General features: G+C 72.1%; 10 protein-coding genes and 2 pseudogenes. 9 read left to right on the top strand and 3 right to left on the bottom strand.

The features are described from left to right. Positions 1-226 precede the first annotated feature (226 nt). On the bottom strand, positions 227-718 hold the full coding sequence (locus tag ACZ7N4_RS14715; RefSeq protein ID WP_471358142.1) for a MarR family winged helix-turn-helix transcriptional regulator: 492 nt from the start codon (positions 716-718) through the stop codon (positions 227-229). Positions 719-803: 85 nt separating this feature from the next. On the opposite strand from ACZ7N4_RS14715, the gene ACZ7N4_RS14710 reads away from it, so the two are divergent. From ACZ7N4_RS14710 to ACZ7N4_RS14670, 9 genes are all read left to right on the top strand, one after another. Then, positions 804-1,181 (top strand): HGxxPAAW family protein, encoded by a 378-nt coding sequence (locus tag ACZ7N4_RS14710; RefSeq protein WP_471358140.1) that lies wholly within the window; start codon positions 804-806, stop codon positions 1,179-1,181. A 66-nt stretch (positions 1,182-1,247) separates the two neighbouring features. Beyond that, entirely contained in the window at positions 1,248-2,276 is a 1,029-nt protein-coding gene (locus tag ACZ7N4_RS14705; protein ID WP_471358138.1) for a BRO-N domain-containing protein, read from the top strand. A gap of 152 nt (positions 2,277-2,428) precedes the next feature. Then, on the top strand, positions 2,429-3,313 hold the full coding sequence (locus tag ACZ7N4_RS14700; RefSeq protein WP_471358136.1) for a DUF2797 domain-containing protein: 885 nt from the start codon (positions 2,429-2,431) through the stop codon (positions 3,311-3,313). A gap of 94 nt (positions 3,314-3,407) precedes the next feature. Beyond that, positions 3,408-4,148 (top strand): response regulator transcription factor, encoded by a 741-nt coding sequence (locus tag ACZ7N4_RS14695; RefSeq protein ID WP_471358135.1) that lies wholly within the window; start codon positions 3,408-3,410, stop codon positions 4,146-4,148. Then, positions 4,145-5,875 carry a sensor histidine kinase gene (locus tag ACZ7N4_RS14690; RefSeq protein WP_471358134.1) on the top strand — a complete coding sequence of 577 codons (1,731 nt, stop codon included), beginning with the start codon at positions 4,145-4,147 and terminating at the stop codon, positions 5,873-5,875. Before ACZ7N4_RS14695 ends, ACZ7N4_RS14690 begins: the two co-directional genes overlap by 4 nt. A 14-nt stretch (positions 5,876-5,889) precedes the next feature. Then, entirely contained in the window at positions 5,890-7,467 is a 1,578-nt protein-coding gene (locus ACZ7N4_RS14685; RefSeq protein WP_471358132.1) for a bifunctional glycosyltransferase family 2/GtrA family protein, read from the top strand. Further along, positions 7,464-9,656 (top strand): ArnT family glycosyltransferase, encoded by a 2,193-nt coding sequence (locus tag ACZ7N4_RS14680; protein ID WP_471358130.1) that lies wholly within the window; start codon positions 7,464-7,466, stop codon positions 9,654-9,656. The genes ACZ7N4_RS14685 and ACZ7N4_RS14680 overlap by 4 nt, the downstream gene beginning before the upstream one ends. 69 nt (positions 9,657-9,725) lie before the next feature. Continuing rightward, positions 9,726-11,129: an MFS transporter gene (locus ACZ7N4_RS14675; protein ID WP_471358129.1), complete on the top strand. Its 1,404-nt coding sequence runs from the start codon at positions 9,726-9,728 to the stop codon at positions 11,127-11,129. A gap of 46 nt (positions 11,130-11,175) precedes the next feature. Continuing rightward, the gene (locus ACZ7N4_RS14670; RefSeq protein ID WP_471358128.1) at positions 11,176-11,934 is read left to right on the top strand and encodes a TetR/AcrR family transcriptional regulator; all 759 of its coding nucleotides are present in this window, start codon (positions 11,176-11,178) and stop codon (positions 11,932-11,934) included. A gap of 39 nt (positions 11,935-11,973) precedes the next feature. Here ACZ7N4_RS14670 and ACZ7N4_RS14665 read toward each other — a convergent pair. Both ACZ7N4_RS14665 and ACZ7N4_RS14660 read right to left on the bottom strand, forming a co-directional pair. Beyond that, positions 11,974-12,078 (bottom strand): annotated as a pseudogene (locus ACZ7N4_RS14665) (PPOX class F420-dependent oxidoreductase); the annotation flags it as partial. 104 nt (positions 12,079-12,182) lie between these two features. Further along, a pseudogene (locus tag ACZ7N4_RS14660) lies at positions 12,183-12,276 on the bottom strand (PPOX class F420-dependent oxidoreductase); the annotation flags it as partial.

Here is a 12,276-nt window from a genome sequence, read left to right as displayed (position 1 = left end):
CTCGGCTCCGTGAGCGCCCTGGTGAGGGGGGTGGGGTCCGTGGCCTGCGACATGGTCCCGAGGCGGCTCCCGGGGACTTTTGTGCCCACCCCCCTTGACCGCGGACCTCGAAGGTTCTCTGACCGGTCTCTCTCCACCAGGCAAGCTGACAGGGGCCACTGACAACGGGACCGCGGCCGGGAGTTGGCCTCGGATCACTCCGGGGGTCGGTGTGTTCCGGGGCTGCTCAGCACTCCTCGTTCGGGTCGTTCCGGTTCAGTTTCTCCAGGTATTCGTGGGCCAGGGCCGTGGCCCGGGTGAACCAGTCGGTGATGATCGCCAGTTCGTCCGGGGAGTAGCCGGCGAAGAGGGCCGTCAGGCGCTTGTAGTGGCCCGCGAACACCGCCTCGACGCGGGTGACGGCGTCCGGTACGGCGGCCACGCGGACCCGGCGGCGGTCCGTGGGGTCGGGGCGGCGGGTGACGTAGCCGGCGCGTTCCAGGCGGTTGAGGATGCCGGTGACCGCGCCGGTGGTGACGTGGGCGCGGGCGGCGAGGTCGCCCGCCGTCAGCAGGTCGTCGCCGGCCTCCAGCACGAAACCGAAACAGGTCAGGTCGGTGACGGTCAGTCCCAGTCGCCGGGCCAGCTCCTGCTGTCCGATGAGGTGGGCGGCGATGAGGTGGTCCATCGCCGACAGTGCCTGGGCCGGGGTGGCGGGCGGACGCGGCGTGCCGTGCATCTTTCGGAATCCCTTAGTTCGTGAGATATTTGTAGTGAAACTTCTTAGTCCGTGAGGTACTTGTTTCGTCGCTGGAGGTGGCTCCATGAGTCTGTACGACGAGGGTCACACGATCGCCGGCTGGACCGGCTTCGGCATCGCGGCCGTGGGCGACGCCGTGGTCGGATGGGGGGTGTGCGCGGCCTCGCTGCCACTGGTCGCCGGCGGACTGGCCGTCGTCGCGGTGAGTGTTCTGGTCACCTGGACCCTCCATCTCTCCGGCTGGGGCAAGCCGCCCGGCGTGCGGCCGCGCGGTCAGTGGGGGATGCGGGTCCGCGACGCGCAGGCCCGCGAGGGGCACGCGGGATGCGTCGGCTGCCGGCTCGCGGGGCGGGGACGGGGGCGGCGGGCCGCGAGGCCGGCGCCTGCCTCGGCGCCGGAGGTGATACCTGCCGAATCGATCCCTCTGTCCCCTATCGAGTGAACGCTCTCTCATCGAACGGCAGTTGCGTCTCGCCGACCCTAGCTTCCGGCGTGGAGGTGATGCTCGGTGAACGAGCAGAACGACACTCCGCCGGAACAGCCGGCGGGGCACGAGCAGGACGCGATCGACATCAACGACTTCGTGTTCGCGGCCACGGGGACGCGGGTACGGAGGCTGACGCTGCCGGACGGGGAGCACTGGTTTCCGGCCGTGGACGTGGCGGTGCATCTTGGGTACGCGAACACGCGGCAGGCCTTGGTGTGGCACGTTGCACCACTGTGCAAACAGTCCCTGGAGGATCTTGCACGAAGCGTCTATACAGCAGACGCTTTGAGCAAAATCGCAGGTCACGGGCTCAAGAAGTCGATGTGGATGGTGAACCTCAAGGGACTCATCCAGCTCGTCAACGGCTGCACCAAGCCCGAGTGCGCGCCCTTCAGAACATGGGTGAGCGAGGTCATCGAGACCATCCAGCGCGACGGTTCCTACAGCCTCGACCCCGCCCCCGTGCAGCCCGCGCCGGACGGCACCACCGCCTACCTCGTGCCCCGGGAGGTCGCGGAGGCGATCGTCCGGCTGGAGGAGCGGAACATCAGGGCGGACGAGGAGCTGGTGGTGGCGCAGGTCGAGCGGATCGAGCAGATGCGCCGGATGAACGACCGCCTCGGCCGGATCGACGACCGCCTGGGCCGGATCGGCGGAGGCATCGGCCGGGTCGACGAAAGCCTCGGAAGTCTCACCGAACGCGTCGGCGGTGTGCACGACGTGCTCGGCCGGATCGCCGACGCGCTCGATCTCATCGCCGACCGGCTGCGGCCGCCGGGCACCGCTCAGCCCACGATGACCCCCCGGCAACTCCTTGCGACCTGGCGGGCGAAGAACCTCGTCGTCACCGACGACGTGCACGCCGTGGCGGCGTACCTCGCGCCGGCGCTGGTGCGCGGGCCGGTGCACTGCCGGATGGAGGAGGTCGCGGACCGCACGGGGCTCACGCTCGACCGGGTCCACGACTGCGTGCGCATGCTGATCAGGCGGGGTTGCGTGCGGCAGACGGGATTCGGGGCGGGCGGCGTGCCGGTGTTCGCGCTGCCGTAGGTCCCGTCACGACCGGGTCGCAGGCCGGCCCCGGCACGAACGTGAGAAGGCCCGAAGTCGCAATACGAGGGTGCGGCTTCGGGCCTTCCGGCACCGTACACCCGTCCCGCCGCCCCGGCCGTTGTCAGACCCACCCTCTACCCTCACGAGTGATGGCACAGGTGTGGAAGTGCTCCGGGCTGCGCTGGTCGGTCGAGGGTGGTCCGGTGCTGGAGTGGGACGGCGGGCGGCGTAGTGCGCTGCCCCTGGGGAAGCGGGTCGCGTTCGCTGTGCCGGAGGGGGGCGTCCGCAGGTGCGTGGGGGCGCGGGGGAACGCCTGCGCGGTGCGGGCGGTCGTGCCGGGCAGGAGTAAGGGGGCCCGGTGCGAGGAGTGCGCGCGGCTGGACCGGGCGCACTCGGTGGCCGCCGACACGCTCGCCGACGATCCGCGGCCGTACCGGGTGTACCTGGCGTGGTTCGGGCCGGGGATGGTGAAGGTCGGGATCACCGCCCAGGAGCGCGGGTCGGCCCGGCTGCTGGAGCAGGGTGCCGTCTGTTTCAGCTGGCTCGGCACCGGCCCGCTGATGGCCGCGCGGCGCACCGAGGAGCTGCTGCGGGCCGCGCTGCGGGTGCCGGACCGGATTCCGTACGCCGAGAAGCGGGCGGTGCGGTCAGTGCTGCCCGGGACGGAGGAGGAGCGCGCCGCCGAGGTGCGGGAGCTGCACGCCAGAGCCGTCGCCCTGACCGGGTGGCCGGAGTCCCTGCGGCCCGAGCCCTGCCGAGTCGTCGACCACGCGCGGGATTTCGGGATCGGTGGAGGGCCCGCGGTCTTCGGTGAGGTGGTGGAGCTTGTTCCCGGCGGGGGCGTCGGCGGTGAGCTGCTCGCCGTCGCCGGGCCGGATCTGCATCTGGCGGTCGGCGAGCGCGGGGCCGTCGTGCTGGACACCAGGCTGATGACCGGCTGGGAGCTGGTGGCGGCGGGGGCGGCGGGATCGGTGGCCGGTGGATGCACCTTTCCCGTACGGGAGTTGAGGAGAGAGCCGGACGGACTGTTCTGACCGGGGGGTCGCCTGAGAAACGCCTGTGTGTTTCTCAGGGAAATCACAGACTGGGGAAAGCGTCTTCTCAGAGGGCCCCGACAGGGTGTCCACCATGACCACGACCTCGCCCCAGGGGCGCACCGAACTGCTGAGGCCGGACGGGAGCCCCGTCCGAGTGCTTGTGGTGGACGACGAGCTGTCGATCACCGAACTGCTGAGCATGGCCCTTCGCTACGAGGGCTGGCAGATCAGGAGTGCGGGGGACGGGCAGGGGGCCATCCAGACGGCCCGTGAGTTCCGGCCCGACGCCGTCGTGCTCGACATGATGCTGCCCGACATGGACGGGCTCGCCGTCCTCGGGCGGCTGCGCCGTGAGCTGCCCGATGTGCCGGTCCTCTTCCTCACCGCCAAGGACGCGGTGGAGGACCGTATCGCCGGGCTCACCGCCGGTGGCGACGACTATGTCACCAAGCCGTTCAGCCTGGAGGAGGTCGTGGCGCGGCTGCGCGGGCTGATCCGCAGGTCCGGGGCCGCCGACCGGCGGTCCGAATCCGTGCTCGTCGTCGGCGACCTGACCCTGGACGAGGACAGTCACGAGGTGTCGCGGGCCGGGGACTCGATCCACCTCACCGCCACCGAGTTCGAGCTGCTGCGCTTCCTGATGCGCAACCCCCGGCGGGTGCTGAGCAAGGCGCAGATCCTGGACCGCGTGTGGTCGTACGACTTCGGCGGGCAGGCCAATGTGGTCGAGCTGTACATCTCCTATCTGCGGCGGAAGATCGACGCCGGGCGGGAGCCGATGATCCACACCCGGCGCGGCGCCGGTTACCTGATCAAGCCCGCCGCGTCATGAGCCGGCGGCGACGGCCGGATCCGCAGCCACGCAGGCAGCGGCAGAAGCAGTGGTGGAAGCGGCGGGTGCGGCAGCCGCGCACCCTGCGGACCCGGCTCGTCGTCGCGTCCGTGACGCTGATCGCCGTGGTGTGCGCGGTGATCGGCACGGTGACCACGCTGGCGCTGCGCACGCACCTCTACGACCAGTTGGAGGGCAAGGTCACCGAGATCGCCATGCGCGCGGTCGGCCACATGCAGGAGCCGGGCGGCGCGGAGAGCCCGGGGGCGCCCCGGGTGCCCGGTACCACCACTCCGAGCGGCAAGGTGGAGAGCCTGCTGACGAAGGGGCCCACCCCGTTCGGCGCCGTCGCCGCCTATGTGCGGAACTCCTCGATCAGCAGCGCGGCCGTCGCCCGGCAGCAGAACGACGACAACGGCTTCTTCAAGCGGTCCCGGGCCGACGGTCTGGACACCGTGCAGAAGGCGGCGCTCAACACGGTGCCCAAGGACCATGAAGCGCACACCGTGGAGATTCCCGGGCTCGGGGACTACCTCGTCACCTACATCGCGAGCCGGGACAGCAGCGACGCCTTCTACGTCGGCCTGCCCACCCAGGACACCGACGACAACATCGACACCCTGATCCTGGTCGAGGTCAGTGTCACCGCCGCCGGTCTCGTCGCCGCCGGCATCGCCGGCTACGTGCTCGTCGGCGTGGCCACCCGCCCGCTGCGCAGGGTCGCCGCCACCGCGACCCGGGTCTCCGAGCTGCCGCTGCACACCGGCGAGGTGCGGCTGAGCGAGCGGGTGCCGGAGGCGGAGTGCGATCCGCACACCGAGGTCGGCCGGGTCGGTGCCGCGCTCAACCGCATGCTGGACCACGTCCACGGCGCCCTGCACGCCCGGCAGCAGAGCGAGACACGGGTCCGGCAGTTCGTCGCCGACGCCAGCCATGAGCTGCGCACCCCGCTCGCCTCCATCCGGGGGTACGCGGAACTCACCCGGCGCGGACGGGAGCAGGTCGGACCCGACACCCGGCACGCGCTCGGCCGGATCGAGTCCGAGGCGGGACGGATGACCCTGCTGGTCGAGGACCTGCTGCTGCTCGCCCGGCTCGACGCCGGGCGCCCGCTCCAGTTCGAGCACACCGACCTGATCCCCCTGGTCGTGGACACGGTCAGCGACTCCCGTGCGGCCGGCATGGACCACAACTGGCGGCTCGATCTGCCCGACGAACCGGCCCTGGTGTCGGCGGACGCGGCCCGGATCCAGCAGGTGCTGGTCAACCTGCTGGGCAACGCCCGTAAGCACACCCCGCCCGGTACGACGGTCACCGCGCGCGTGCGGCGACGCGGGCCGTGGATGCGCGTCGACGTGGAGGACGACGGGCCGGGGATCCCGGCCGAGCTGCTGCCGCACGTCTTCGAGCGGTTCGCGCGCGGGGACTCCGCGCGGTCGCGGGCCACCGGTTCCACGGGGCTCGGGCTGGCCATCGTGCAGGCCGTGGCCACCGCGCACGGCGGTGCGGTGACCGTGGACAGCGTGCCGGGGCGGACGGTGTTCACCGTGCATCTGCCCGCGCTCGGCCCGGTCGCTCCCCGGCCGCTCCCCGCGCTCGGCCCGGACGTCCCCCGGCCGCTCCCCGCGCTCGGCCCGGATGTCCCCCGGCCGCTCCCCGCGACGGACCGGCAGCCGCACTCACAGGCACAGCACAGTGCTGCCACACGGGTGCGACAGGGCACCTGACCAGAGTCGGTGCCATGCGAACCGACTCTTCTCCCGGCACCCTGCCGGCGCGGGAGCACCTCCCGGCCGGAGACGCCGGTACGCCTGTCCTGGACGTAGTGGTCCCCGTCTACAACGAGGAGAAGGACCTCCAGCCGTGCGTCCGCAGACTGCACGAGCACCTCGCGCGCACCTTCCCGTACGCGTTCCGCATCACGATCGCGGACAACGCCTCCACGGACACCACCCCGCTGGTGGCCGCGCGGCTGGAGGCGGAGATCCCCGAGGTCACCACCTTCCGCCTGGAGCAGAAGGGCCGGGGGCGGGCCCTGCGGACCGTGTGGTCCGCGTCCGAGGCGCCGGTCCTCGCCTACATGGACGTGGACCTGTCCACCGACCTCAACGCCCTGCTGCCGCTGGTGGCGCCGCTCATCTCCGGCCACTCCGACCTGGCGATCGGCTCCCGGCTCGCCCACAGCTCCCGGGTCGTGCGCGGCCCCAAGCGGGAGTTCGTCAGCCGGGCCTACAACCTGATCCTGCGCGGTTCGCTCCAGGCCCGCTTCTCGGACGCGCAGTGCGGGTTCAAGGCGATCCGGCGCGATGTGGCGCAGGTGCTGCTGCCGCTGGTGGAGGACACCGGCTGGTTCTTCGACACCGAGATGCTGGTGCTGGCCGAGCGGGCGGGGCTGAGGATCCACGAGGTGCCGGTCGACTGGATCGACGACCCCGACTCCACCGTGCACATCGTCAGGACGGCCACCGACGACCTCAAGGGCGTGTGGCGGATCGGCAGGGCCCTGGCCACCGGCTCGCTGCCGCTGGACCGGCTGGCCCGTCCCTTCGGTGACGACCCGCGCGACCGCGAACTGACCAACGTCCCCAAGGGGCTGGCCCGCCAGCTGGTCGGCTTCTGCGTGGTCGGCGTCCTGTCCACGCTGTTCTACCTGCTGCTGTACAGCGTCTTCCGGCAGTTCTCCGGCTCCCAGCTCGCCAACGCGCTCGCGCTGCTGGTCTCGGCCGTCGCCAACACGGCCGCCAACCGCCGGCTCACCTTCGGCGTGCGCGGCCGGGGCGGTGCGGTACGGCACCAGGCGCAGGGCCTGGTCGTCTTCGGCATCGGCCTCGCGCTGACCAGCGGTTCGCTCGCCGCCCTGGGCGCGGCCACCGACAGCCCGGCGCACTCGACCGAGCTGGCGGTGCTCGTCGCGGCCAACCTCGCGGCGACCGTGCTGCGGTTCCTGCTCTTCCGCGCCTGGGTCTTCCCGGACCGCGGGGAAACCGACCCGGGCGTCCCGGCCGCCCCCGCCCCGGTCGCCGCCGGGCACACCCCGGCCGGCGCGCCGTACCGCACGCCGGACCCGTACGCACCGCTGCCGCAGCGCCCGGTGCCGTACCAGCGGACGTACGAGCCGCAGCCGTACGTGCCGCAGGCGCACGAGCGGCAGACGCACGTGCCGCAGGCGCACGAGCAGCAGACGTACGAGCCGCAGCCGTACGGCGAGCGGACATGCCGACGGTCGTACGACGACGGCGGCCGGCGGGGTGCCGGTGACGCGACCGTGCGGTTGCAGCCGGTGCCCCCTCACGACACCGACCCGGAGGACGCCCGATGACCAGTACGACCGTCTGGGGACCGCCTCCGGCCGCACCCTCGCGGGCACCCGGGGCCGATCAGCCGCGGCAGCCGTTCCCGCGCCGACTGTGGCGCGGCCGGCCCGAGGACCCCCGCTGGGCCCGCCCGGCACTCCTCGGCCTGCTCGCCGTCACCCTGCTGCTGTACCTGTACGACCTCAGCGCCTCCGGCTACGCCAACTCCTTCTACTCGGCGGCCGTCCAGGCGGGAAGCACCTCCTGGAAGGCGTTCTTCTTCGGCTCGCTGGACGCGGGCAACGCCATCACCGTCGACAAGCCCCCCGCCTCCCTGTGGCCGATGGAGCTGTCGGTACGCGTCTTCGGCCTCCGCTCCTGGGCGATCCTCGCGCCCGAGGTGCTGATGGGCGTGGCGAGCGTCGCCGTCGTGTACGCGGCCGTGCGCCGCCGGTTCAGCCCCGTGGCGGGTCTGATCGCGGGCGCGGTGCTCGCGCTCACCCCGGTCGCGGCGCTGATGTTCCGGTTCAACAACCCGGACGCCCTGCTGGCGTTGCTGATGTCCGTGGCCTGCTACCTCGTCGTCCGGGCGGTGGAGGACGGCCGTACGAAGTGGCTGGTGTGGGCCGGGGTCGCGATCGGTTTCGCGTTCCTCGCCAAGACGCTCCAGGCGTTCCTGATCCTGCCGCCGCTGGCGGTCGTGTACGCCGTGTGCGCCCCCGTCCGGCTGAGGAGGCGGTGGGGGCAGCTGGCCGCGGCGACGCTCGCGCTGGTCGTCTCCGGCGGCTGGTGGGTGGCGGTCGTCGAGCTGTGGCCGGCCTCGTCCCGCCCGTACATCGGCGGCTCGCAGAACAACAGTTTCCTGGAGCTGACCTTCGGCTACAACGGTCTCGGCCGGCTCAACGGCGAGGAGACCGGCAGCGTGGGCGGCGGTGGCGGCGGGGGCGGCACCGGCATGTGGGGCGAGACCGGCTGGGACCGGATGTTCGACTCGGAGGTCGGCGGCCAGATCTCCTGGCTCCTGCCCTCCGCCCTCGTCCTGCTCGCCGCCGGCCTGGTGGCCACCCGCGGGCTGCGCAGGACGTCCGTCACCCGGGCCTCGTTCCTGGTCTGGGGCGGCTCGCTGCTGACGACCATGGTGGTCTTCAGTTACATGGCGGGCATCTTCCACCAGTACTACACCGTGGCCCTCGCCCCCTACCTCGCCGCCGTCGTCGGCATGGGCGCCGGCCTGCTGTGGGAGAGGCGGCGGGAGGTGTGGGCGTCGATCGCCCTCGCCGCCTCCGTGGTCGCGGCGGCGGCGTGGGGGTACGTCCTTCTCAACCGCACCCCGGACTACCTGCCGTGGCTGAAGTGGCTGGTGCTGGTCGGCGGGCTGACCGCCGCGCTCGGTCTGGTCTTCGCCGGCCGGCTCACCCGGCGGTTGGCCCTGGGCGCGGCGGCCGCCGGTCTCGTGGCCGCGCTGGCCGGTCCGACGGCGTACACCCTGAGCACCCTTCAGGAGGGCCACACCGGCTCGATCGTCACGGCCGGCCCGGCGGGCGCGAGCGTGATGGGCGGCCGGGGCGGGGGTCCCGGCGGAGGCCCCGGCGGCGGTGGCGGCATGCGGGACGGCTTCGGCGGCGGGATGCCCGGGCAGCAGGGGCAGCAGAACCAGCAGGGGCGGCAAGGGCAGCAAGGTGGGCAGAGTAGGCAGGGCAACGGGTTCCCGGGAGCCGGTGGCTTCGGTGGCGGCATGCCGGGGCAGAACGGTCAGCAGAACGGCGGGCAGGGTCGGCGGAACGGCAACGGCAACGCGTTCCCGGGTGGCGGTCGTATGGGCGAGGGCGGCATGGGCGGTGGCGCCGGTGGCGTCGGCGGCCTGCTGAACGGCGCGAGCGTGTCGTCCGGGGCGAAGAAGCTGCTGGAGCAGGACGCGGGGAAGTACACCTGGGCCGCCGCGTCCGTCGGCTCCCAGAACGCGGCCGGCTACCAGCTCGCCACGGGCGAACCCGTCATGGCGATCGGCGGCTTCAACGGCACCGACCCCTCCCCGACACCGGCCCGGTTCAAGAAGTACGTCGAGGAAGGAAAGATCCACTACTTCATCACCGGCGGCGGCATGGGCGGCGGCGACGGCGGGACCGCCTCCGCGATCAGCTCGTGGGTGCAGAGCACCTTCAAGAAGGTGACGGTGGGGTCGGCGACCTTCTACGACCTCACGCGGAAGGCCTGAGGCCGCGTCCGGGAGCCTGGCCGGTAACTGTGTTGTACACCGTATAGCGACGGCTATACGGTGTACGGCATGTCCGCACCCGCACCCGCTCCCGTCCGCCAGGGCCACGCCCGGCGCTGGCTGATCCTCGGCGTCATCTGTCTCGCGCAGCTCACCGTGCTGCTCGACAACACGGTCCTGAACGTGGCCATCCCCTCGCTCACCCGCGAACTGCACGCGAAGACCTCCGACATCCAGTGGATGATCAACGCGTACTCCCTGGTGCAGTCCGGCCTGCTGCTCACCGCCGGCAGCGCGGCCGACCGCTACGGCCGCAAGAAGATGCTGATCACGGGGCTCGCCCTGTTCGGCGTCGGCTCGCTCGTGGCCGGGCTCGCGGGCAGCACCTCCCAGCTGATCGCCGCGCGGGCCGGCATGGGCATCGGCGGCGCGCTGCTGATGACGACCACGCTGGCCGTGGCGATGCAGATCTTCTCCCCCGAGGAGCAGCCGAAGGCGATCGGCATCTGGAGCGCGGTCAACGCGCTCGGCTTCGCCGGCGGCCCGCTGATCGGCGGTTTCGTGCTCGACCACTTCTGGTGGGGCGCGATCTTCCTGATCAACCTGCCGGTCGCGGCGCTGGGCCTGGTCGCGGTGGTGGCCCTCGTCCCCGAGTCCAGGAACCCGCGTGGTGACCGCCCGGACCTGCTGGGCGCGCTGCTGTCCACCATCGGCATGGCCGCGCTCGTCTACGCGATCATCTCCGGGCCGGGGCACGGCTGGACGTCGGCGCGGGTGCTCGCGACGGCGGCCGTCGCGGTACTGGTGCTGGGTGCCTTCGCCTGGTGGGAGAGCAGGGTCGAGGAGCCGATGCTCGACATGCACTTCTTCCGGGACCGGCGCTTCACGGGTGCGGTCGCCGGGGCCGTGCTCATCGTGTTCGGCATGGGCGGCGCGCTGTTCCTGCTGACGCAGCACCTCCAGTTCGTGCTCGGCTACGAGCCGTTGGAGGCCGGTCTGCGGACCGCTCCGCTGGCGCTGACGGTGGTCGTCCTCAACTTCAGCGGGCTGTCGGCGAAGTGGTCGGCGCGGCTGGGCACGCCGGTGTCGATCGCGCTGGGGATGGTCTGCATGGCCGGTGGCCTGGTGGCCATCGCGGAGGTGGACAAGGGCGGCTACGCGGGCACGCTGCTCGGGCTGCTGCTGATCGGCGCGGGGTGCGCGGTGGCGAACCCGGCGATGGCGCACGCCATCATGAGCGCCATCCCTCCGGAGAAGGCCGGTGTCGGAGCGGGGATCAACGGCACGCTGGCGGAGTTCGGGAACGGGCTCGGTGTGGCCGTGCTGGGTGCCGTGCTCAGCTCCTCCGTGGCGTCGGGGGAGTCGTTGTCCGCCGGGCTGGGGACCGGACAGTTGGTCGGAGCCGTCGCGGTGCTGCTGGGCGGGTTCGTGGCGGCGGGGCTGTTGCGGCGGGCGGAGAGGGTGTCCGTCTGACAGCCCTAAGGTGGGGACAGTGGCCGGTTTCGAGAAAGGTGCGCCGGTGACGAAGCAGGCAGGTCGGTCGGCCCGGGACAGCGTGTGGCGGGAGGGCGGGCCCCGCCGTGGCGGGCGCAGCGGGCAGCCCTCGGGGCTGGACCGGGAACGGATCACCGCGGCGTCGGTGCGGCTGCTGGACGCCGAGGGGCTCGCCAAGTTCTCCATGCGGCGGCTGGCGGCCGAGCTGAACGTCACCGCGATGTCCCTGTACTGGTACGTCGACACCAAGGACGACCTGCTCGAACTCGCCCTGGACGCGGCCTTCGCCGAGCTGCGGCTGCCCGATCCGGAGAACGCGGACGAGGACTGGCGGGAGCAGCTGAGGGCGCTGGCCACGGCGTACCGGCAGCTGCTGTTCCTGCACCCCTGGCTGTCCCCGCTGGCCGGCCGCTTCCTCAACATCGGCCCGAACGCGCTCGCGTTCTCCCGGGTGGTCCAGCGGGTCGTCCGCCGGGCGGGGCTGCCCGCGCACGGGGTGACCGGGGCGATCTCGGCCGTCTTCCAGTTCGTGTACGGCTTCGGGACGATCGAGGGACACTTCTTCGCCCGGATCGCGGACACCGGGCTGAGCCCCGACGAGTACTTCGAGCAGGCCATGGCCGTCGTGGACGAGGTGCCCGGGTCCGGCGACGTCATGAAGGAGTCCAAGGACCTGATGGCGGCGCGCGGCGGGGACACGGTGACCGAGATGCTGGACCGCGACTTCACCTTCGCCCTGGACCTGCTGATCGCCGGCATCGAGGCGATGGTCGCCCGCGGCTGACCGCTCCCCCGTCACCACCCGCGCCGGCAACGGGACTGGTCAGTCGTCGGTGGTCGGTCGGGCGGGGAAGCCGCCGGTGGCCACCGGGCCCCAGCGTTCGGGTGTCACCCGGATGACGGACTTGCCCTGCCTGACCATCGCCTCCGGGCCCCTTTCGTCTGCCCCTCTCGCGTTGCTGCGCAGGCTTCGGGGAGCTGCGTCGGACTCCGTCCGCCGGTTCGGTGTGGGGGGTGGTCAGGTGTCGACGGTCAGTCGTCGGTGGTCGGTCGGGCGGGGAAGCCGCCGGTGGCCACCGGGCCCCAGCGTTCGGGTGTCACCCGGATGACGGACTTGCCCTGCCTG

The organism is Streptomyces sp. NPDC107654, from assembly GCF_055639035.1.
Note: the sequence above shows the minus strand (reverse complement) of the source record. Positions and strands in the feature narration are given on the sequence as shown.

Excerpts from the sequence above, each read along its gene's own strand:
- ACZ7N4_RS14715 (WP_471358142.1), bottom strand. The coding sequence starts at position 718 with ATGCACGGCACGCCGCGTCCGCCCGCCACCCCGGCCCAGGCACTGTCG.
- ACZ7N4_RS14710 (WP_471358140.1), top strand. The coding sequence starts at position 804 with ATGAGTCTGTACGACGAGGGTCACACGATCGCCGGCTGGACCGGCTTC.
- ACZ7N4_RS14700 (WP_471358136.1), top strand. The coding sequence starts at position 2,429 with ATGGCACAGGTGTGGAAGTGCTCCGGGCTGCGCTGGTCGGTCGAGGGT.
- ACZ7N4_RS14695 (WP_471358135.1), top strand. The coding sequence starts at position 3,408 with ATGACCACGACCTCGCCCCAGGGGCGCACCGAACTGCTGAGGCCGGAC.
- ACZ7N4_RS14690 (WP_471358134.1), top strand. The coding sequence starts at position 4,145 with ATGAGCCGGCGGCGACGGCCGGATCCGCAGCCACGCAGGCAGCGGCAG.
- ACZ7N4_RS14685 (WP_471358132.1), top strand. The coding sequence starts at position 5,890 with ATGCGAACCGACTCTTCTCCCGGCACCCTGCCGGCGCGGGAGCACCTC.
- ACZ7N4_RS14680 (WP_471358130.1), top strand. The coding sequence starts at position 7,464 with ATGACCAGTACGACCGTCTGGGGACCGCCTCCGGCCGCACCCTCGCGG.
- ACZ7N4_RS14675 (WP_471358129.1), top strand. The coding sequence starts at position 9,726 with ATGTCCGCACCCGCACCCGCTCCCGTCCGCCAGGGCCACGCCCGGCGC.